We start from the raw sequence: 17,887 nt of genomic DNA, 5'->3' as shown, positions 1-17,887 counted from the left end.
CCAGATGCTAGGCCGCAGCCCCACGGCGACTTCCCCTCACTCCGGCGGAGGGGGTGGTCTCCCCCTAGCGCTTGCGTTCGACTCTACGTTCGTCCCAGACGGGTTCCTGAGTCTCCCGCACAACACCGTCCGAACCGAAGACCAGGTAACGGTCAAATGTGCGCGCGAACCACCGGTCGTGCGTGACGCACAGCACAGTGCCCTCGTAGGCCTCCAGGCCGTCCTGGAGCGCCTCCGCGGATTCCAGGTCCAGGTTGTCCGTCGGCTCGTCCAGCAGCAGCGCCGTCGTGCCCGCCAGCTCCAGCAGCAGGATCTGGAAACGTGCCTGCTGGCCGCCGGAGAGCCGCTCGAACGGCTGGTCCCCCTGGCGCTCCAGCTCGTACCGGCGCAGTGCGCCCATCGCCGCGCCGAGCGGCAGCGCGCTCTCCGTCCACAAGATGTCCACGAGCGTGCGGCCGAACAGCTCCGGGTGCGCGTGCGTCTGCGCGAAATGGCCGGGAACCACCCGTGCGCCCAGCTTCCACGTGCCCGTGTGCTTGACGTCCTCGCCCGCCAGCAGCCGCAGGAAGTGCGACTTGCCCGAGCCGTTCGAGCCGAGCACCGCGACCCGCTCGCCGTAGAAGACCTCCAGCGAGAAGGGCTTCATCAGGCCCGTGAGCTCCAGGTTCTCCACGGTGAGCGCGCGCACGCCCGTACGGCCGCCCTTGAGCCGCATCCGGATGTCCTGCTCGCGCGGCGGCTCGGGCGGCGGACCGGCCTCCTCGAACTTCTTGAAGCGGGTCTGCATCGCGTGGTACCGCGAGGCCATGTCCGGGCTGATCGCGGCCTGGTTGCGCAGCCGCAGCACCAGGGCCTTCAGCCGGGCGTGCTCCTCGTCCCAGCGCCGCTTGAGCTCCTCGAAGCGCGCGAAGCGCTCCTTGCGGGCCTCGTGGTACGTGCCGAAGCCCGCGCCGTGCACCCAGACGTCGGAACCGTTCGGGCTCGCCTCCAGGCTGATGATCTTCTCGGCGGCCTGCGTCAGCAGCTCCCGGTCGTGCGAGACGAACAGCACCGTCTTGCGGGTGGCCTTCAGCTGCTCCTCGAGCCACCGCTTGCCCGGGACGTCCAGATAGTTGTCCGGCTCGTCGAGCAGCAGCACCTCGTCCGGCCCGCGCAGCAGCGCCTCCAGCACGAGCCGCTTCTGCTCACCGCCCGACAGCGTGCGCACCTCGCGGAACTGCGCCGAGTCGTACGGGATCGCCAGCGCGGCCATCGTGCAGACGTCCCACAGCGTCTCCGCCTCGTACCCCTGGACGTCGGCCCAGTCGCTCAGCGCCTGCGCGTACGCCATCTGCGCGGCCTCGTCGTCCACCGTCAGGATCAGATGCTCGGCGCGGTCCACGGCCTTCGCGGCCTCCCGGATCCGCGGCTGGGCCACCGAGACCAGGAGGTCCCGTACGGTCGTCTCGTCCCGCACCGAGCCCACGAACTGCGACATCACACCGAGGCCGCCGGAGACGGTGATGCCGCCGCCGTGCGGCTGGAGCTCCCCGGAGATCATCTTCAGCAGGGTGGTCTTACCGGCCCCGTTCGCCCCGACGAGCGCGACGACCGACCCCTCCCCCACGCGGAAGGAGACGTCAGGGAGCAGTACCCGCCCGTCGGGAAGGTAGTACTCCAGGTGGCTGGCTTCGAGATGTCCCATGCCGGGCATTGTCCAGGCCGAGCGCCGATCCGCCCAAACGGATTAGCAGCAACCGGCGCCCGGGAGGGTCCGCACGTTGCGCGCTTCCTTGCTGCGGGCCGCCAGGAGCTCGTCGGCCGGGTAGCCGACCTCCTCCAGGGTCAGCCCGTGCGGCTTGACCACGTGTACCGAGGAGTCCCGTACGGCCGCTTCCAGCACCTTGCCGGGCCAGTCGGTCGGCCGGTGCCCGTCACCCACGTGCAGCAGGGCCCCCACCAGCGAGCGGACCATGTTGTGGCAGAAGGCGTCGGCGCGGACGGTCGCGGTGATGATCCCGTCGTCGCCGCGCTCCCAGCTGAGCTGCTGGAGCGTACGGATGGTCGTGGCGCCCTCGCGCTTCTTGCAGTACGCGGCGAAGTCGTGCTCGCCGAGCAGCGGGGCGGCGGCCTCGTTCATGGCGTCCACGTCGAGGGGCCACTGGTGCCACAGCACGTGGCCGCGGCGCAGCGGGTCGACGCCGCCCTGATGGTCGCCTACGCGGTAGGCGTAGCGGCGCCAGATGGCCGAAAAACGCGCGTTGAAGCCCTGCGGGGCCTCGGCCACCTTCCACACCCGTACGTCGTGCGGCAGCCGGCCCGCGAGGCGGCGCAACAGCTTGTCGTGGTGCTCGGCCCAGACCTCCTCGGCCAGGTCGAACTGCGCGACCTGCCCGCGGGCGTGCACACCCGCGTCGGTACGCCCGGCCACGGTCAGCTCGACGGGCTCGGACAGCCGCATCACGGTCTGCAGGGCCGACTCCAGCTCGCCCTGGACGGTCCGCAGCACGCGCTGCTTCGCCCAGCCGGAGAAGTCCTTGCCGTCATAGCTCAGGTCCAGCCGCACCCGGACGTGCCCGGGCTCCACCTCGTCACTCACGTGACAGATCCTCTCAGGCGGGTCTTTCAGGAACGTAGAACGGGCCCGCCCCCGGAAGGGGCGGGCCCGTTCAAAGCCGATCAAGCAAGCTCGATCCCGTAGCGGGATCAGGCCTCCTTGGTCGCCTCGGCGGGGGTCTCGGTGGCCTCGGCCTTGGCCTCCGCCTCCTTGACCGCACGCTTGGTGGCGGCCTCGGCCTCACCGGTGGCCTGCTGGGCGACCGTAAGGGCCTCGACCAGCTCGATCACGGCCATCGGGGCGTTGTCGCCACGACGGTTGCCGATCTTGGTGATGCGCGTGTAACCACCGGGGCGGTTCTCGTAGCGCGGGGCGATCTCGGTGAACAGCGTGTGCACGATGCTCTTGTCCGTGATCGTCTGCAGCACCAGGCGACGGTTGTGGATGTCGCCCTTCTTGGCCTTGGTGACCAGACGCTCGGCGTAGGGACGCAGGCGACGGGCCTTGGCCTCGGTGGTGGTGATGCGGCCGTGCTCGAAGAGCGCCTTCGCGAGGTTCGCGAGAAGGTGCTTCTCGTGCGCGGCGGAGCCGCCCAGACGGGCACCCTTTGCGGGACGCGGCATGGTGTTACTCCTTCATATCTGCACCGGCCGTGTCAGGTACCGGTGTCAGTTCCCCCGAGGCGGACGCCGCGGGAAAGATCTACGGGTGCTGCTTAGTACTGCTCGGTCTCGACGAAACCGGCGTCCGCGTCGTCGTCGGCGCCGAAGGCGTCGGCGGCGGCGGTCGGGTCGAATCCGGGCGGGCTGTCCTTGAGGGCCAGGCCCATGCCGGCCAGCTTCGCCTTGACCTCGTCGATCGACTTCGCACCGAAGTTGCGGATGTCGAGCAGGTCGGCCTCGGAACGTGCGACGAGCTCACCCACGGAGTGGATGCCCTCGCGCTTGAGGCAGTTGTACGACCGAACGGTGAGCTCGAGCTCCTCGATCGGCAGCGCCAGGTCGGCGGCCAGGGCGGCGTCCGTGGGGGACGGGCCCATGTCGATGCCCTCGGCGTCGATGTTGAGCTCGCGCGCCAGACCGAACAGCTCGACCAGGGTCTTACCGGCGGACGCCATCGCGTCACGCGGGCGCATGGCCTGCTTGGTCTCGACGTCGACGATCAGCTTGTCGAAGTCGGTGCGCTGCTCGACTCGGGTCGCCTCGACCTTGTAGGTGACCTTGAGGACCGGGCTGTAGATGGAGTCGACCGGGATGCGGCCGATCTCCTGGCCCAGCTGCTTGTTCTGGACGGCGGAGACGTAGCCGCGACCGCGCTCGACGGTCAGCTCCATCTCCAGCTTGCCCTTGCCGTTGAGCGTGGCGAGGACCAGGTCCGGGTTGTGCACCTCGACACCGGCCGGGGGCGCGATGTCGGCAGCGGTGACCAGGCCGGGACCCTGCTTGCGCAGGTACATCACGACCGGCTCGTCGTGCTCCGAGGAGACGACCAGCTGCTTGATGTTGAGGATGATGTCGGTGACGTCTTCCTTGACACCCGGCACGGTGGTGAACTCGTGCAGGACGCCGTCCACGCGGATGCTGGTGACAGCGGCACCCGGGATCGAGGACAGGAGCGTACGGCGCAGGGAGTTACCGAGGGTGTAGCCGAAGCCCGGCTCCAGCGGCTCGATCACGAACCGCGAGCGGTACTCGTCTACGACCTCTTCGGTCAGCGAAGGACGCTGAGCGATAAGCATGTCTGTGTTCCTTCATTCGTGGACGCCCACTATTTGACGCCCGACGGGATGCCGTACCGGAGTACGGCTACTGCAAGGGTACGGGCGGTACGTCCCCCGAAGGGGTCGTACCGCCCGGACACTCAAGAACGCACAGGTGCGTCCGCTGCGTCAGACGCGGCGGCGCTTCGGCGGGCGGCAGCCGTTGTGCGGGGTGGGGGTGACGTCCTGGATCGAGCCGACCTCGAGGCCGGTGGCCTGGAGGGAGCGGATCGCGGTCTCGCGGCCGGAGCCCGGACCCTTGACGAAGACGTCAACCTTGCGCATGCCGTGCTCCTGCGCGCGGCGGGCGGCCGACTCGGCGGCCATCTGCGCGGCGAAGGGGGTGGACTTGCGCGAGCCCTTGAAGCCGACGTGGCCGGCGGAGGCCCAGGAGATCACGTTGCCCGAGGGGTCGGTGATCGAAACGATGGTGTTGTTGAACGTGCTCTTGATGTGGGCGTGCCCGTGAGCGACGTTCTTCTTTTCCTTGCGGCGCACCTTCTTGGCAGCGCCCTGACGACCCTTGGGGGGCATCTAAATCTCCTACGGGAGGTGGTCGGTCCTACAGCGCAAGACCGCTGAACAGGACTACTTCTTGCCCGGCTTCTTCTTACCGGCGATCGCGCGACGCGGGCCCTTGCGGGTACGCGCGTTCGTGCTGGTGCGCTGACCGTGCACCGGCAGGCCACGACGGTGGCGGATGCCCTGGTAGCACTGGATCTCGATCTTGCGGCGAATGTCGCCCTGGATCTCGCGGCGGAGGTCACCCTCGGTACGGAGGTTGGCGTCCACGTACTCGCGGATCTTGACGAGGTCCTCTTCGGCCAGGTCACGAACGCGGGTGTTCGGGTTCACGCCGGTGGAGGCGAGGATCTCCTTGGACCGGGTGCGCCCGATACCGAAGACGTAGGTGAGTGCGATCTCCACACGCTTTTCGCGCGGGATGTCAACACCGGAAACGCGTGCCACAAATGGCTCCTGTGTGTTCGGGGGTCTTCCGCAGAACCACTCCCGACCGCCGACCACCCGAAGTGGGTGATGGTACGTCCGGGTCCCCGGCCCCCGCCGGAGGTACCGCCGGCCCCTTGCAGGGCTGGGCGGATTCTGCGTATGTACGTTTTCTTACGTCGCGCGAAGAACTGCGTAGTGCAGGTCGGTCGGCGTGCGTCAGCCCTGGCGCTGCTTGTGGCGCAGGTTGTCGCAGATGACCATGACCCGACCGTGACGGCGGATCACCTTGCACTTGTCGCAGATCTTCTTGACGCTCGGCTTGACCTTCATGTTGGTGAGGTTCTCCGGGTCAGTGCCACCACCCGCACCGGGACAAGACGCCCAGGCAGGAGTGAGGACAAGATCTACTTGTATCGGTAGACGATCCGGCCACGCGTGAGGTCGTACGGAGACAGCTCCACGACGACCCGGTCATCCGGGAGGATGCGGATGTAGTGCATGCGCATCTTGCCGCTGATGTGCGCGAGGACCTTGTGACCGTTCTGCAGTTCCACCTTGAACATCGCGTTCGGGAGGGACTCGATCACGGTGCCCTCGATTTCGATGGCACCTTGCTTCTTGGCCACGCTTCGCCCTTCGAATCGGCTACCTTGATCGGCCTCGCGCGCCATGCAGGCATGGAAGTGCACGAGAGCCGACGAGTCAGTCTACGTCAGGGCACCCAGAAAGACGAATCCGGAAAGTTTGCCCCAGAGTGTAGATCATTACGCCAGAGGGTCCGGAGCCGTGGTGACTCCGTACTCCGCCAGCTTCGCCTTGCCGCAGTCCGGGCTGGTCAGGACGATGGGACCGTCCTCCGTCAGGGCGATGGAGTGCTCCCAGTGCGAGGACCAGGTGCCGTCCGTCGAGATGACCGTCCAGTCGTCCGCCAGGACCTCGGTCTGGGCCGTGCCCAGGGAGACCATCGGCTCGATCGCCAGGCAGACGCCCGGGACCAGCTTGATCCCCTTGCCCCGCTTGCGCGAGACGTAGTTCAGCAGGTGGGGGTCCATGTGCATCTCGGACCCGATGCCGTGGCCGCCGTAGTCCTCGATGATCCCGAACTTGCCGAGGCTGTGCTCACCCGTCGCCGGACGCGGCTGGCGCTTGATGTACCCCTCGATCGCCTTCGAGATGTCCACGAGGCGGTTGCCGAGCTTCATGGCGGCGATGCCGGCCCACATGGACTCCTCGGTCACCCGGGACAGCTCCACGAGCTCAGGAGCGTGCCCGGTGCCCACGAAGGCGGTGTAGGCCGCGTCCCCGTGCCAGCCGTCGACGATCGCGCCGGCGTCGATCGAGATGATGTCGCCGTCCTTGAGGACCGTCTTGTCGTCCGGGATGCCGTGGACGACGACCTCGTTCACCGAGGTGCAGATGGTCGCGGGGAAACCGCCGTAGCCGAGGAAGTTCGACTTGGCCCCGGCGTCCGCGATGACCTTGCGGGCCACCATGTCCAGATCCCGCGTCGTGGCGCCCGGGACGGCCGCCTCACGGGTCGCCGCGTGGATCGCGGCGACGACCAGCCCTGCCTCGCGCATCTTCGCGATCTGCTCGGGGGTCTTGATCTGCACCATGAACGTGCCTTCCCTCTTTTGCGGCTAAACCGCCGCCGCTCTCGCGGAGGTGGTTGATCTCCGCTGTGGTTCCTCAATTATTGGCTGATGTCACAAGAAGCCGCGCCATGCAGACGGCCGCGGCACCCCCGTGGGGACACCGCGGCCGTACCTGCACAACAAGGGGTGACTACTTCTGCAGCGCTTCCATCGCGCGCTTCGTGACGTCCGCGACCTCACCGAGGGCGGGGATGGTCACGAGCAGGCCCTGGGCCTTGTAGTAGTCGATGATCGGCTCGGTCTGCGTGTGGTAGACCTCCAGCCGGTTGCGGACGGTGTCCTCCGAGTCGTCGCCGCGCTGGTACAGCTCGCCGCCGCAGGTGTCGCAGACACCCTCGGCCTTCGGCGGGGCGTACGTGACGTGGAACACGTGCGCGGAGTCGTTGCGGCAGATGCGCCGACCGGCGATCCGCTTCACGACCTCGTCCTCCTCGACCTCCAGGTCGAGGACGGCGTCCAGCTTCATGGACGCGGCCTGGAGCATCGTGTCGAGCGCCTCGGCCTGCGAGACATTGCGCGGGAAGCCGTCGAGCAGGAAGCCGTTCACCGCGTCGGCCTGCTCCATGCGGTCCTTGGCCATACCGATGGTGATCTCGTCGGGGACGAGGTCACCGGCATCCATGAACGCCTTGGCGCGCAAGCCGAGCTCGGTGTTCTGGCTGATGTTGGCCCGGAACAGGTCGCCCGTGGAGATGTGCGGGATCGACAGGTTCTTGGCAAGGAACGCAGCCTGCGTTCCCTTGCCCGCACCGGGCGGTCCAACGAGGACGATTCGCATCAGCGGAGGAACCCTTCGTAATTACGCTGCTGGAGCTGGCTCTCGATCTGCTTCACGGTTTCCAGACCCACACCCACGATGATCAGGATGCTCGTCCCGCCGAACGGGAAGTTCTGGTTCGCTCCGAAGCCGGCCAACGCCATCGTCGGCACAAGAGCGATGAGACCCAGGTACAGCGACCCCGGCCAGGTGATCCGGTTGAGTACGTAGCTCAGGTACTCGGCGGTAGGTCGACCGGCGCGGATACCCGGGATGAACCCACCATACTTCTTCATGTTGTCTGCAACTTCCTCGGGGTTGAACGAAATCGCCACGTAGAAGAACGCGAAGAAGACGATCAGGAGGAAGTACGTCGCGATGTAGTACGGGTGGTCACCCTTGACGAAGTGCTTCTGGATCCAAGTGGCCCAGCCCGCCTGGGATCCGCTGAACTGGACGATCAGCGCCGGGATGTACAGCAGCGACGAGGCGAAGATGACGGGAATGACACCCGCCTGGTTCACCTTCAGCGGGATGTAGGTCGAGGTGCCGCCGTACGCGCGGCGACCGATCATGCGCTTCGCGTACTGGACCGGGATCCGGCGCTGCGCCTGCTCGACGAAGACCACCAGGGCGACCATCACCAGGCCGACGATGATGACCACGCCGAACTCGACCCAGCCGCCCGCGATCTTGCCCTGGAGCTTGATGGCCCAGAGGGCGCCGATGAAGCCCGCGGCGATCGAGATGAACATGAGGATCGACATGCCGTTGCCGATGCCGCGGTCGGTGATGAGCTCACCGAGCCACATGACGACGCAGGTGCCGGCGGTCATGGTGATCACCATGACGATCGTGGTGAAGATCGACCGGTCCGGAACGATCTCGCGGCCGACCGGGCAGGTCCCGAAAAGGGCGCCCGTGCGGGCGGTGGCGACCAGGCCGGTGCCCTGCAGGATCGCGAGGGCGACCGTCAAATAGCGCGTGTACTGAGTGATCTTCGCCGTGCCGGACTGTCCCTCTTTTTTGAGGTTCTCCAGCTTCGGGATGACCACGGTCAGCAGCTGCAGGATGATGCTCGCCGTGATGTACGGCATGATGCCGAGCGCGAAGATCGTGATCTGCAGCAGCGCACCGCCGCTGAACATGTTGACGAGACCGAACAGCCCGTTGCTGCTGCCTGCCTGGTCAACACAGATCTGTACGTTCTTGTAGCTCACGCCGGGTACCGGGATGTGGGACCCGAGCCGGAACAGCACGATGATGCCGAGCGTGAAGAGCAGCTTCTTGCGCAGGTCGGGCGTCTTGAACGCCCGGGCGAACGCGGTGAGCACGGTGCCTCCTGCGACCCCCGCGCTACTGCGTCAGAGGTGACGGTCTGAGGGATCGACGAATACGACAAAGCAAAGGTGCACGCCACCTTACCGGCGAGTGTGCCTTCCGTGGAACGACCAACCGGGGATGCCCCATATGTGAGGCATCCCCGGTCGGGTTTCGAGCTATTCAGCCACTGATTTCGTCTTAGACGAGCTCGGTGACAGTGCCGCCGGCAGCGGCAATCTTCTCCTTGGCGGAGGCGGAGACGGCGTCAACCGAAACCTGCAGCGCCACGGAGAGCTCGCCCTGGCCCAGGACCTTGACGAGGCTGTTCTTGCGAACCGCGCCCTTGGCGACCAGGTCGGCCACCGTGACTTCTCCACCCTCGGGGTAGAGAGCGCCGAGCTTGTCCAGGTTGACAACCTGGAACTCGGTGCGGAACGGGTTCTTGAAGCCCTTGAGCTTCGGCAGGCGCATGTGGAGGGGCATCTGCCCACCCTCGAAGCGCTGCGGGATCTGGTAGCGGGCCTTCTGGCCCTTCGTACCACGACCGGCCGTCTTACCCTTCGACGCCTCACCACGACCGACACGGGTCTTCGCGGTCTTGGCGCCGGGGGCGGGACGGAGGTTGTGGGCCTTCAGCGGGCTGTTCTCAGCCATGTTAGTCAACCTCCTCAACCGTCACGAGGTGGCGGACGGTGTGCACCATTCCGCGGAACTCGGGGCGGTCCTCCTTGACGACCACGTCGTTCAGGCGCTTCAGCCCGAGCGAACGCAGAGTGTCGCGGTGGTTCTGCTTGCTGCCGATGTACGACTTCGTCTGCGTGATCTTGAGGCGAGCCATTACGCACCCGCCCCAGCACGCGCACGAAGCAGAGCCGCGGGGGCGACGTCCTCGAGGGGCAGACCACGGCGAGCCGCGATCTCCTCGGGACGCTGCAGGCCCTGGAGGGCCGCCACGGTCGCGTGCACGATGTTGATCGCGTTGTCGGAGCCCAGGGACTTCGACAGGATGTCGTGAACGCCGGCGCACTCCAGAACGGCGCGCACCGGGCCACCGGCGATAACACCGGTACCGGGGGAAGCAGGCTTCAGCAGGACGACGCCCGCAGCCTTCTCACCCTGGATCGGGTGCGGGATGGTGCCCTGGATGCGCGGAACCTTGAAGAAGTTCTTCTTGGCTTCCTCGACACCCTTGGCAATGGCCGCGGGAACTTCCTTGGCCTTGCCGTAACCGACACCTACAGTGCCGTCACCGTCGCCCACCACGACCAGCGCGGTGAAGCTGAAGCGGCGACCACCCTTGACAACCTTGGCGACGCGGTTGATCGCGACAACGCGCTCAACGTAAGCGGTCTTCTCGGCGGCAGGGCCACCGTCGCGACCCTTCCGGTCCCGCCGCTCGCCGCCACCGGCACCGCTTCCGCGGCGCTGGGGTCCAGCCATTGGATTACCTCTCTCTGTTACGTCCGTGAGTCCCGGAACCGGGGCTTAGAACTTCAGCCCGGCTTCGCGGGCGGCGTCAGCCAGAGCGGCAATGCGCCCGGCGTATCGGTTGCCACCGCGGTCGAACACGACGGTCTCGACACCCGCAGCCTTGGCACGCTCGGCGACGAGCGCGCCGACGGCCTGGGCCTGGGCGCTCTTGTCGCCTTCGCCACCGCGGATCGAGGTGTCCAGGGTCGACGCGGACGCCAGGGTGTGACCCTGGAGGTCGTCGATGACCTGAGCAACGATGTTGCGGTTGGAACGCGTCACGACGAGGCGCGGACGCTCCGCCGTACCCGAGACGTTCTTGCGGATGCGGATGTGGCGGCGAGCCTTGGCAGCGCGCTTGTACGCGTCGCCCTTGGCGATCTTCACACCGTATGCCATGGCTACTTACCAGCCTTTCCGACCTTGCGGCGGATGACCTCGCCGGCGTACTTGACACCCTTGGCCTTGTACGGGTCGGGCTTCCGCAGCTTGCGGATGTTGGCGGCGACCTCGCCGACCTTCTGCTTGTCGATGCCCTCGACCGAGAACTTGGTCGGCGACTCGACCTTGAAGGAGATGCCCTCGGGCGCCTCCACCAGGATCGGGTGGCTGTAGCCGAGCTGGAACTCCAGGTTGGAGCCCTTCGCGGCCACGCGGTAACCGACACCGCTGATCTCGAGAGCCTTGACGTACCCCGTGGTCACACCGGTGATCATGTTCGCCACCAGCGTGCGGGACAGGCCGTGCAGGGCCTTGTTCTGACGCTCGTCGTTCGGGCGGGTGACGTTCAGAACGCCGTCCTCACCCTTGACGACTGCGATGGGCGCCTTAACGGTGTGCGTGAGGGAACCCTTGGGGCCCTTCACGGCAACCGTGCTGCCATCGATGGTGACGTCCACACCGGCGGGAACCTGGATGGGGAGCTTGCCGATTCGCGACATTGCTTTTCCTCCGTTCCCGACTACCAGACGTAGGCGAGGACTTCCCCACCTACGCCCTTCTTGCCTGCCTGCTGGCCGGTCAGGAGACCGTGGGACGTGGAGATGATCGCCACGCCCAGGCCGCCGAGGACCTTCGGCAGGTTGGTGGACTTCGCGTACACGCGCAGACCGGGCTTCGAGATCCGCTTGATGCCCGCGATGGAGCGCTCACGGTTCGGCCCGAACTTCAGCTCGAGGACGAGGTTCTTGCCGACCTCGGCGTCCTCGACCTTCCAGCCGGTGATGAAACCCTCCTGCTTGAGGATCTCTGCGATGTGCGACTTGATCTTGCTGTGCGGCATCACGACGGTGTCGTGGTACGCCGAGTTAGCGTTACGCAGACGGGTCAGCATGTCTGCGATCGGGTCAGTCATGGTCATGAAGTGGCCTTCGGCCTCTCTCGCCGGGGTTTCCTGTATGCGCCATCCCTCTCCCCACTCAGTGGCGGGACGGGTGCGGTGCGGGGACCTACGGCGTAGTAAGTCGATAGGGCGGCGGACGCCCAACCCCACAAGCCTACGGCATGCGGAGCTGGGCACCCACCGACCAGATGCTTACCGAGAGTGCCTGGTACCGCCCAAGTCCTTGCGGACGAGGGGGAATTACCAGGAGCTCTTGGTCACGCCCGGCAGCTCGCCACGGTGAGCCATCTCACGAAGGCAGACGCGGCACAGGCCGAACTTGCGGTACACGGAGTGGGGACGACCGCAGCGCTGGCAGCGGGTGTACGCACGCACACCGAACTTGGGCTTGCGGGCAGCCTTCGCGATGAGAGCCTTCTTCGCCATCTCGCTTACGCCTCCTTGAAGGGGAAGCCGAGGTGACGAAGGAGCGCGCGGCCCTCAGCGTCGTTGGTCGCCGTGGTGACCACGGTGATGTCCATACCCCGGGTACGGTCGATCTTGTCCTGGTCGATCTCGTGGAACATGACCTGCTCCGTGAGACCGAAGGTGTAGTTGCCACGGCCGTCGAACTGCTTCGGCGACAGACCACGGAAGTCACGGATACGCGGAAGCGCGAGCGACAGCGTACGGTCCAGGAACTCCCACATGCGGTCACCACGGAGGGTGACGTGGCAGCCGATCGGCTGACCCTCGCGCAGCTTGAACTGCGCGATGGACTTGCGGGCCTTCGTGACGGCCGGCTTCTGACCGGTGATCGTCGTCAGGTCGCGGATGGCGCCGTCGATCAGCTTGGAGTCGCGGGCGGCGTCGCCCACACCCATGTTGACCACGATCTTCACGAGGCCGGGGATCTGCATGACGTTCTCGTAGGAGAACTCTTCACGCAGCTTGCCCGCGATGTCCTCGCGGTACTTCGTCTTGAGACGCGGAGTGGTAGCCATCAGATGTCCTCACCCGTCCGCTTGGCAACGCGGATCTTGTTGCCCTCGTCGTCGAAGCGGAAACCGACGCGGGTGACGACCTTCTGGCCGTCCTTCTCCACAACCAGCTGAACGTTGCTGACGTGGATCGGCGCCTCGGTGATCACGATGCCACCGGTCTGCGAGCCACCAGCGGTCTGACCGGCCTTGGTGTGCTTCTTGACCCGGTTGACACCCTCGACGAGGACGCGGTTCTCAGCGGGGAAGGCAACGATGACCTTGCCCTGCTTGCCCTTGTCCTTACCGGTGATGACCTGAACCAGGTCGCCCTTCTTGATCTTCATGCTTACAGCACCTCCGGCGCGAGCGAGATGATCTTCATGAACTTCTTCTCGCGCAGCTCACGGCCCACCGGGCCGAAGATACGGGTGCCGCGAGGGTCGCCGTCGTTCTTCAGAATGACGGCGGCGTTCTCGTCAAAGCGGATGTACGAGCCGTCCTGGCGGCGACGCTCCTTGACGGTGCGAACGATGACCGCCTTGACGACGTCACCCTTCTTCACGTTGCCACCGGGGATCGCGTCCTTGACGGTGGCGACGATGACGTCACCGATGCCCGCGTAGCGGCGACCGGAACCACCGAGAACACGGATGCAAAGGATTTCCTTGGCACCAGTGTTGTCGGCGATACGCAGTCGCGACTCCTGCTGGATCACGTGTATCTCCTGTTTGTCTGCCGGTTCCCGGCGGGGGCTTCACTCCGAGGAGCTGGGCCCCCACCGAGCCTGGCGGAACGAATCCGGGGGAAACCCCCCGGACGAATTACTTGGCCTTCTCGAGGATCTCGACGATGCGCCAGCGCTTGCTCGCCGACAGCGGACGCGTCTCCATGATGAGGACGCGGTCGCCGACGCCGGCAGCGTTCTGCTCGTCGTGAGCCTTGAGCTTGTTCGTACGGCGGATGACCTTGCCGTACAGGGCGTGCTTCACGCGGTCCTCGACGGCGACGACGACGGTCTTGTCCATCTTGTCGCTGACGACCAGACCCTCACGGGTCTTGCGGAAACCGCGCTCGGTCTTCTCAGTCACGTTGTTCTCGCTCATCAGGCGCTCTCCACCGTCTCGATACCGAGCTCACGCTCGTGCATCAGGGTGTAGATGCGAGCGATGTCCTTACGGACGGACTTGAGCCGGCCGTTGTTCTCCAGCTGACCCGTGGCCGCCTGGAAGCGGAGCTTGAACAGCTCCTCCTTGGCCTCGCGCAGCTTGCCAACGAGCTCCTCGTTGCCGAGCTCACGCAGCTCGGACGCCTTGGTTCCCGTCGCCATCACGACTCACCTGCCTCGCGCCGAACAATCCGGCACTTCATCGGAAGCTTGTGAGCAGCGCGGGTGAGCGCCTCACGAGCAATCTTCTCGTTCGGGTAGGACAGCTCGAACATGACCCGGCCCGGGTGCACGTTGGCGATCCACCACTCGGGAGAACCCTTACCGGAACCCATGCGGGTCTCGGCAGGCTTCTTCGTCAGCGGACGGTCCGGGTAGATGTTGATCCAGACCTTGCCGCCACGCTTGATGTGGCGGGTCATCGCAATACGAGCCGCCTCGATCTGGCGGTTCGTCACGTACGCCGGGGTCAGCGCCTGGATGCCGTACTCACCGAACGTGACCTCAGTACCGCCCTTCGCCATACCACTGCGCTTGGGGTGGTGCTGCTTGCGGTGCTTGACCCTACGAGGGATCAGCATGTCGGTCAGGCCTCCGTTCCGGTGCTCTCGGCCGGAGCGGCGGCGGGAGCGTCGGCCTTGGGGGCCTCGGCACCAGCAGCCTGCTGCGGCTTGCGGCCACCACGGCCGCCGCGCTCGCCACCACGGCCACCACGGCCGGCGGGACGGTCGCCTGCGCCTGCGGCACCACGGGCCGGGCGGTTACCCGCACGGGCCGCAGCGTTCTCGGCGCGAACCTCGGCGATGTTCTTGACGTCGCCCTTGTAGATCCAGACCTTCACACCGATACGGCCGAAGGTGGTCTTGGCCTCGAAGAAGCCGTAGTCCACGTTCGCGCGCAGCGTGTGCAGCGGCACACGACCCTCGCGGTAGAACTCGGAGCGGGACATCTCGGCGCCGCCGAGACGACCGCCACACTGGATCTTGATGCCCTTGGCGCCGGCCTTCATCGTGCCCTGCATGCTCTTACGCATGGCGCGACGGAAGGAGACGCGGGAGGAGAGCTGCTCGGCAACGGCCTGGGCAACCAGCTGAGCGTCGAGCTCGGGGTTCTTGACCTCGAGGATGTTCAGCTGGACCTGCTTGCCCGTGAGCTTCTCGAGGTCACCGCGGATGCGGTCGGCCTCGGCGCCACGGCGGCCGATGACGATGCCCGGACGAGCGGTGTGGATGTCCACACGCACGCGGTCACGGGTGCGCTCGATCTCAACCTTCGAGATGCCGGCGCGCTCCATGCCGGACGTCATCATCCGACGGATGGCGACGTCTTCCTTGACGTAGTCCTTGTACAGCTTGTCGGCGTACCAACGCGACTTGAAGTCGGTGGTGATGCCGAGCCGGAACCCGTGCGGGTTTACCTTCTGGCCCATTACCGGGAACCTTCCTTGCTGCTGACGACCACGGTGATGTGGCTGGTCCGCTTGCGGATCCGGTAGGCACGGCCCTGCGCACGCGGACGGAACCGCTTCAGGGTCGGGCCCTCGTCCACGAACGCCTCGCTGATGAACAGCGAAGAAGCGTCCGGGTGGTTGTAGTTGTGTGCGGCGTTGGCAATGGCGCTGTCAAGCACCTTGCCGACCGGCACGCTCGCGGCCTGCGGGGCGAAACGCAGGACCGCCTGAGCATCCGTGGCATCCATGCCACGGATAAGGTCCACCACTCGGCGGGCCTTCATGGGCGTGACGCGGATGTACCGCGCCTGGGCCCTGGCTTCCATGGTTGTCCCTTCGGTGTAAGTCATAGTCGTAACCACCCCGCCTTTAGCGGCGCTTCGACTTCCGGTCGTCCTTGACGTGGCCGCGGAAGGTGCGAGTCGGCGAGAACTCGCCGAGCTTGTGGCCGACCATCGACTCGGTGACGAACACCGGGACGTGGGTCTTGCCGTTGTGCACCGCGATGGTGTGACCCAGCATGCTGGGGATGATCATCGAGCGACGGGACCAGGTCTTGATGACGTTCTTGGTGCCGGCTTCGTTCTGGACGTCCACCTTCTTTACGAGGTGGTCGTCGACGAAGGGCCCCTTCTTGAGACTGCGCGGCATCTAAACCCGCTCCTAGCGCTTCTTGTTCGTCTTGCGGCGGCGGACGATGTACTTGCTCGAAGCCTTCTTCGGCGAGCGAGTACGACCCTCCTTCTGACCCCACGGGGAGACCGGGTGGCGACCACCACTGGTCTTGCCCTCACCACCACCGTGCGGGTGGTCAACCGGGTTCATCGCGACACCGCGGACGGACGGGCGAACGCCCTTCCAGCGCATGCGGCCGGCCTTGCCCCAGTTGATGTTCGACTGCTCGGCGTTGCCGACCTCACCGACGGTGGCGCGGCAGCGCGCGTCGACCAGGCGGATCTCACCGGAAGGCATACGAAGGTGGGCCATCGTGCCCTCCTTCGCCAGCAGCTGCACGGAGGCACCCGCGGAACGGGCGAACTTGGCGCCACCACCGGGACGGAGCTCGATCGCGTGGATCGTGGTACCGACCGGGATGTTGCGGAGGGCCAGGTTGTTGCCGGGCTTGATGTCGGCCGTGGGGCCGTTCTCAATCCGGTCGCCCTGCTTCAGAGCCTTCGGCGCGATGATGTAGCGCTTCTCGCCGTCCGCGTAGTGCAGGAGCGCGATGCGCGCAGTGCGGTTGGGGTCGTACTCGATGTGCGCGACCTTGGCCGGCACGCCGTCCTTGTCGTGACGACGGAAGTCGATCACGCGGTAGGCGCGCTTGTGTCCACCACCCTGGTGGCGAACGGTGATCCGGCCGGTGTTGTTACGGCCGCCCTTGCTGTGCAGAGGGCGAACCAGCGACTTCTCCGGCGTGGACCGCGTGATCTCGACAAAGTCGGCGACGCTGGAGCCACGACGGCCCGGGGTCGTCGGCTTGTACTTGCGGATACCCATTTCTCAGTCCTCGTCCGATTCCGGACGACTAGACCTCCGTTAGGAGGCCTGGCCGCCGAAGATGTCGATTCGGTCGCCCTCAGCGAGGGTCACGATGGCGCGCTTGGTGTCAGCGCGCTTGCCGAAACCGGTCTTGGTGCGCTTGCGCTTACCCTGACGGTTGATCGTGTTGACCCCGGTGACCTTGACCCCGAAGACCGCCTCGACGGCCTGCTTGATCTGGGTCTTGTTGGAGCCGGGCGCGACGATGAACGTGTACTTGTTCTCGTCCAGCAGCGCGTAGCTCTTCTCCGAGACAACCGGCTTGATCAGCAGGTCGCGCGGGTCAGTGAAGGTCTTGCTGGTAACGGTCGCCTCAGACATCAGGCGTCGCTCCCTTCGGTCTCATCGGCCTTGGGGCCAGACACGAAGGACTCGAAAGCGGCCTGAGTGAAGACCACGTCGTCAGAGACGATCACGTCGTACGTGTTCAGCTGGCCCGGCTCCAGGATGTGAACCTGGGGCAGGTTGCGGGCGGACAGCCACGCGGCCTCGTCGGCGCGCTCGACGACCAGGAGCAGGTTCTTGCGCTCCGAGATCTTGCCGAACAGCGTCTTGGCGGCCTTCGTGGAGGCGGCACCCTCGACCACGCCGGTGACGACGTGGATGCGGGAGTGACGCGCACGGTCCGAGAGGGCACCGCGGAGGGCGGCGGCCTTCATCTTCTTCGGGGTCCGCTGGGAGTAGTCACGCGGCTGCGGGCCGTGGACGACGCCACCGCCGACGAACTGCGGCGCACGGGTCGAACCCTGGCGCGCGCGGCCGGTGCCCTTCTGGCGGTACGGCTTGCGGCCACCACCACGGACTTCGCCACGACGCTTGGTCTTGTGCGTGCCCTGACGGGCAGCAGCCAGCTGAGCGACAACGACCTGGTGGATCAGCGGAACGCTGGTCTTCGCGTCGAAGATCTCCGCGGGGAGCTCGACGGTACCGGCCTTGTCGCCTGCCGGCGAAAGGATGTCAATGGTGCTCATTACC

General features: G+C 66.2%; 30 protein-coding genes. All 30 read right to left on the bottom strand.

Annotated elements, in window-relative coordinates; genetic code table 11:
* Window positions 1–64: 64 nt before the first annotated feature.
* The gene (locus tag OG429_RS23070; protein WP_405678944.1) at window positions 65–1,684 is read right to left on the bottom strand and encodes an ABC-F family ATP-binding cassette domain-containing protein; all 1,620 of its coding nucleotides are present in this window, start codon (window positions 1,682–1,684) and stop codon (window positions 65–67) included.
* A 42-nt stretch (window positions 1,685–1,726) separates the two neighbouring features.
* A complete protein-coding gene (truA, locus tag OG429_RS23065) occupies window positions 1,727–2,578 on the bottom strand; it encodes a tRNA pseudouridine(38-40) synthase TruA (RefSeq protein ID WP_328927166.1) in 852 nt (283 codons plus the stop codon).
* A gap of 107 nt (window positions 2,579–2,685) precedes the next feature.
* Window positions 2,686–3,159, bottom strand: coding sequence for a 50S ribosomal protein L17 (gene rplQ, locus OG429_RS23060; protein ID WP_328927165.1), 474 nt, complete (start codon window positions 3,157–3,159; stop codon window positions 2,686–2,688).
* A gap of 92 nt (window positions 3,160–3,251) precedes the next feature.
* Window positions 3,252–4,274 carry a DNA-directed RNA polymerase subunit alpha gene (locus tag OG429_RS23055; RefSeq protein WP_007265920.1) on the bottom strand — a complete coding sequence of 341 codons (1,023 nt, stop codon included), beginning with the start codon at window positions 4,272–4,274 and terminating at the stop codon, window positions 3,252–3,254.
* Between the two features lie 150 nt (window positions 4,275–4,424).
* A complete protein-coding gene (rpsK, locus tag OG429_RS23050; RefSeq protein ID WP_003956432.1) occupies window positions 4,425–4,829 on the bottom strand; it encodes a 30S ribosomal protein S11 in 405 nt (134 codons plus the stop codon).
* A gap of 54 nt (window positions 4,830–4,883) precedes the next feature.
* Window positions 4,884–5,264 (bottom strand): 30S ribosomal protein S13, encoded by a 381-nt coding sequence (rpsM, locus tag OG429_RS23045; protein WP_007265919.1) that lies wholly within the window; start codon window positions 5,262–5,264, stop codon window positions 4,884–4,886.
* Window positions 5,265–5,462: 198 nt separating this feature from the next.
* Window positions 5,463–5,576, bottom strand: coding sequence for a 50S ribosomal protein L36 (gene rpmJ, locus OG429_RS23040; RefSeq protein WP_003956441.1), 114 nt, complete (start codon window positions 5,574–5,576; stop codon window positions 5,463–5,465).
* 74 nt (window positions 5,577–5,650) lie between these two features.
* Window positions 5,651–5,872, bottom strand: a complete 222-nt coding sequence (gene infA / locus OG429_RS23035; protein WP_003956442.1) for a translation initiation factor IF-1 — start codon at window positions 5,870–5,872, stop codon at window positions 5,651–5,653.
* Window positions 5,873–6,010: 138 nt separating this feature from the next.
* The gene (gene map, locus OG429_RS23030; RefSeq protein ID WP_328927164.1) at window positions 6,011–6,862 is read right to left on the bottom strand and encodes a type I methionyl aminopeptidase; all 852 of its coding nucleotides are present in this window, start codon (window positions 6,860–6,862) and stop codon (window positions 6,011–6,013) included.
* A 169-nt stretch (window positions 6,863–7,031) separates the two neighbouring features.
* Window positions 7,032–7,679: an adenylate kinase gene (locus tag OG429_RS23025; RefSeq protein ID WP_328927163.1), complete on the bottom strand. Its 648-nt coding sequence runs from the start codon at window positions 7,677–7,679 to the stop codon at window positions 7,032–7,034.
* Entirely contained in the window at window positions 7,679–8,992 is a 1,314-nt protein-coding gene (secY, locus tag OG429_RS23020) for a preprotein translocase subunit SecY (RefSeq protein WP_328927162.1), read from the bottom strand. Before secY ends, OG429_RS23025 begins: the two co-directional genes overlap by 1 nt.
* 187 nt (window positions 8,993–9,179) lie before the next feature.
* Window positions 9,180–9,635: a 50S ribosomal protein L15 gene (gene rplO / locus OG429_RS23015; protein WP_008739693.1), complete on the bottom strand. Its 456-nt coding sequence runs from the start codon at window positions 9,633–9,635 to the stop codon at window positions 9,180–9,182.
* Window position 9,636: 1 nt separating this feature from the next.
* Complete coding sequence (rpmD, locus tag OG429_RS23010; protein ID WP_005313525.1) at window positions 9,637–9,819, bottom strand: 50S ribosomal protein L30; 183 nt, start codon at window positions 9,817–9,819, stop codon at window positions 9,637–9,639.
* Window positions 9,819–10,421, bottom strand: a complete 603-nt coding sequence (gene rpsE / locus OG429_RS23005) for a 30S ribosomal protein S5 (protein WP_030388857.1) — start codon at window positions 10,419–10,421, stop codon at window positions 9,819–9,821. Before rpsE ends, rpmD begins: the two co-directional genes overlap by 1 nt.
* A 45-nt stretch (window positions 10,422–10,466) precedes the next feature.
* The gene (rplR, locus tag OG429_RS23000; protein ID WP_008739696.1) at window positions 10,467–10,850 is read right to left on the bottom strand and encodes a 50S ribosomal protein L18; all 384 of its coding nucleotides are present in this window, start codon (window positions 10,848–10,850) and stop codon (window positions 10,467–10,469) included.
* Between the two features lie 2 nt (window positions 10,851–10,852).
* Window positions 10,853–11,392, bottom strand: coding sequence for a 50S ribosomal protein L6 (rplF, locus tag OG429_RS22995; RefSeq protein WP_328927161.1), 540 nt, complete (start codon window positions 11,390–11,392; stop codon window positions 10,853–10,855).
* A 20-nt stretch (window positions 11,393–11,412) separates the two neighbouring features.
* Window positions 11,413–11,811, bottom strand: coding sequence for a 30S ribosomal protein S8 (gene rpsH, locus OG429_RS22990; RefSeq protein WP_007265911.1), 399 nt, complete (start codon window positions 11,809–11,811; stop codon window positions 11,413–11,415).
* A 222-nt stretch (window positions 11,812–12,033) separates the two neighbouring features.
* On the bottom strand, window positions 12,034–12,219 hold the full coding sequence (locus OG429_RS22985) for a type Z 30S ribosomal protein S14 (RefSeq protein WP_003956452.1): 186 nt from the start codon (window positions 12,217–12,219) through the stop codon (window positions 12,034–12,036).
* A gap of 5 nt (window positions 12,220–12,224) precedes the next feature.
* A complete protein-coding gene (gene rplE, locus OG429_RS22980) occupies window positions 12,225–12,776 on the bottom strand; it encodes a 50S ribosomal protein L5 (RefSeq protein WP_030154702.1) in 552 nt (183 codons plus the stop codon).
* Window positions 12,776–13,099, bottom strand: coding sequence for a 50S ribosomal protein L24 (gene rplX / locus OG429_RS22975; protein WP_073912889.1), 324 nt, complete (start codon window positions 13,097–13,099; stop codon window positions 12,776–12,778). The genes rplE and rplX overlap by 1 nt, the downstream gene beginning before the upstream one ends.
* A 2-nt stretch (window positions 13,100–13,101) precedes the next feature.
* Entirely contained in the window at window positions 13,102–13,470 is a 369-nt protein-coding gene (gene rplN / locus OG429_RS22970; protein ID WP_008739701.1) for a 50S ribosomal protein L14, read from the bottom strand.
* A gap of 106 nt (window positions 13,471–13,576) precedes the next feature.
* Window positions 13,577–13,858, bottom strand: coding sequence for a 30S ribosomal protein S17 (rpsQ, locus tag OG429_RS22965; protein WP_030008467.1), 282 nt, complete (start codon window positions 13,856–13,858; stop codon window positions 13,577–13,579).
* Complete coding sequence (gene rpmC / locus OG429_RS22960; protein WP_008739703.1) at window positions 13,858–14,082, bottom strand: 50S ribosomal protein L29; 225 nt, start codon at window positions 14,080–14,082, stop codon at window positions 13,858–13,860. Before rpmC ends, rpsQ begins: the two co-directional genes overlap by 1 nt.
* Complete coding sequence (gene rplP / locus OG429_RS22955; RefSeq protein ID WP_008739704.1) at window positions 14,082–14,501, bottom strand: 50S ribosomal protein L16; 420 nt, start codon at window positions 14,499–14,501, stop codon at window positions 14,082–14,084. Before rplP ends, rpmC begins: the two co-directional genes overlap by 1 nt.
* Window positions 14,502–14,506: 5 nt before the next feature.
* Entirely contained in the window at window positions 14,507–15,349 is an 843-nt protein-coding gene (gene rpsC / locus OG429_RS22950) for a 30S ribosomal protein S3 (protein ID WP_266626437.1), read from the bottom strand.
* Window positions 15,349–15,696 carry a 50S ribosomal protein L22 gene (gene rplV, locus OG429_RS22945; RefSeq protein ID WP_328930380.1) on the bottom strand — a complete coding sequence of 116 codons (348 nt, stop codon included), beginning with the start codon at window positions 15,694–15,696 and terminating at the stop codon, window positions 15,349–15,351. The genes rpsC and rplV overlap by 1 nt, the downstream gene beginning before the upstream one ends.
* Window positions 15,697–15,739: 43 nt before the next feature.
* Window positions 15,740–16,021 carry a 30S ribosomal protein S19 gene (rpsS, locus tag OG429_RS22940; RefSeq protein ID WP_008739713.1) on the bottom strand — a complete coding sequence of 94 codons (282 nt, stop codon included), beginning with the start codon at window positions 16,019–16,021 and terminating at the stop codon, window positions 15,740–15,742.
* A 12-nt stretch (window positions 16,022–16,033) separates the two neighbouring features.
* Window positions 16,034–16,870 carry a 50S ribosomal protein L2 gene (rplB, locus tag OG429_RS22935; RefSeq protein WP_008739715.1) on the bottom strand — a complete coding sequence of 279 codons (837 nt, stop codon included), beginning with the start codon at window positions 16,868–16,870 and terminating at the stop codon, window positions 16,034–16,036.
* A gap of 39 nt (window positions 16,871–16,909) precedes the next feature.
* On the bottom strand, window positions 16,910–17,233 hold the full coding sequence (gene rplW / locus OG429_RS22930; protein ID WP_030154694.1) for a 50S ribosomal protein L23: 324 nt from the start codon (window positions 17,231–17,233) through the stop codon (window positions 16,910–16,912).
* On the bottom strand, window positions 17,233–17,883 hold the full coding sequence (gene rplD, locus OG429_RS22925; protein WP_030008466.1) for a 50S ribosomal protein L4: 651 nt from the start codon (window positions 17,881–17,883) through the stop codon (window positions 17,233–17,235). The genes rplW and rplD overlap by 1 nt, the downstream gene beginning before the upstream one ends.
* Window positions 17,884–17,887 lie beyond the last annotated feature (4 nt).

The organism is Streptomyces sp. NBC_00190 (genome assembly GCF_036203305.1).
In the GTDB taxonomy this organism is placed as follows: Bacteria; Actinomycetota; Actinomycetes; order Streptomycetales; family Streptomycetaceae; genus Streptomyces.
Note: the sequence above shows the minus strand (reverse complement) of the source record. Positions and strands in the feature narration are given on the sequence as shown.

Bases quoted from the DNA above. Each gene is read 5' to 3' on its own strand.
- map (WP_328927164.1), bottom strand. From the start codon at position 6,862: ATGGTGCAGATCAAGACCCCCGAGCAGATCGCGAAGATGCGCGAGGCA.
- rplB (WP_008739715.1), bottom strand. From the start codon at position 16,870: ATGGGTATCCGCAAGTACAAGCCGACGACCCCGGGCCGTCGTGGCTCC.
- rpsK (WP_003956432.1), bottom strand. From the start codon at position 4,829: ATGCCCCCCAAGGGTCGTCAGGGCGCTGCCAAGAAGGTGCGCCGCAAG.
- rpmD (WP_005313525.1), bottom strand. From the start codon at position 9,819: ATGGCTCGCCTCAAGATCACGCAGACGAAGTCGTACATCGGCAGCAAG.
- rpmC (WP_008739703.1), bottom strand. From the start codon at position 14,082: ATGGCGACGGGAACCAAGGCGTCCGAGCTGCGTGAGCTCGGCAACGAG.
- rplX (WP_073912889.1), bottom strand. From the start codon at position 13,099: ATGAAGATCAAGAAGGGCGACCTGGTTCAGGTCATCACCGGTAAGGAC.
- rplF (WP_328927161.1), bottom strand. From the start codon at position 11,392: ATGTCGCGAATCGGCAAGCTCCCCATCCAGGTTCCCGCCGGTGTGGAC.
- rpsC (WP_266626437.1), bottom strand. From the start codon at position 15,349: ATGGGCCAGAAGGTAAACCCGCACGGGTTCCGGCTCGGCATCACCACC.
- rplW (WP_030154694.1), bottom strand. From the start codon at position 17,233: ATGTCTGAGGCGACCGTTACCAGCAAGACCTTCACTGACCCGCGCGAC.
- rplV (WP_328930380.1), bottom strand. From the start codon at position 15,696: ATGGAAGCCAGGGCCCAGGCGCGGTACATCCGCGTCACGCCCATGAAG.
- OG429_RS23055 (WP_007265920.1), bottom strand. From the start codon at position 4,274: ATGCTTATCGCTCAGCGTCCTTCGCTGACCGAAGAGGTCGTAGACGAG.
- OG429_RS23070 (WP_405678944.1), bottom strand. From the start codon at position 1,684: ATGGGACATCTCGAAGCCAGCCACCTGGAGTACTACCTTCCCGACGGG.
- rplP (WP_008739704.1), bottom strand. From the start codon at position 14,501: ATGCTGATCCCTCGTAGGGTCAAGCACCGCAAGCAGCACCACCCCAAG.
- rpsQ (WP_030008467.1), bottom strand. From the start codon at position 13,858: ATGAGCGAGAACAACGTGACTGAGAAGACCGAGCGCGGTTTCCGCAAG.
- rplO (WP_008739693.1), bottom strand. From the start codon at position 9,635: ATGGCTGAGAACAGCCCGCTGAAGGCCCACAACCTCCGTCCCGCCCCC.
- rpsH (WP_007265911.1), bottom strand. From the start codon at position 11,811: ATGACCATGACTGACCCGATCGCAGACATGCTGACCCGTCTGCGTAAC.
- rpsS (WP_008739713.1), bottom strand. From the start codon at position 16,021: ATGCCGCGCAGTCTCAAGAAGGGGCCCTTCGTCGACGACCACCTCGTA.
- OG429_RS23025 (WP_328927163.1), bottom strand. From the start codon at position 7,679: ATGCGAATCGTCCTCGTTGGACCGCCCGGTGCGGGCAAGGGAACGCAG.
- rpsE (WP_030388857.1), bottom strand. From the start codon at position 10,421: ATGGCTGGACCCCAGCGCCGCGGAAGCGGTGCCGGTGGCGGCGAGCGG.
- rplQ (WP_328927165.1), bottom strand. From the start codon at position 3,159: ATGCCGCGTCCCGCAAAGGGTGCCCGTCTGGGCGGCTCCGCCGCGCAC.
- OG429_RS22985 (WP_003956452.1), bottom strand. From the start codon at position 12,219: ATGGCGAAGAAGGCTCTCATCGCGAAGGCTGCCCGCAAGCCCAAGTTC.
- rplR (WP_008739696.1), bottom strand. From the start codon at position 10,850: ATGGCATACGGTGTGAAGATCGCCAAGGGCGACGCGTACAAGCGCGCT.
- rpmJ (WP_003956441.1), bottom strand. From the start codon at position 5,576: ATGAAGGTCAAGCCGAGCGTCAAGAAGATCTGCGACAAGTGCAAGGTG.
- rplE (WP_030154702.1), bottom strand. From the start codon at position 12,776: ATGGCTACCACTCCGCGTCTCAAGACGAAGTACCGCGAGGACATCGCG.
- rplD (WP_030008466.1), bottom strand. From the start codon at position 17,883: ATGAGCACCATTGACATCCTTTCGCCGGCAGGCGACAAGGCCGGTACC.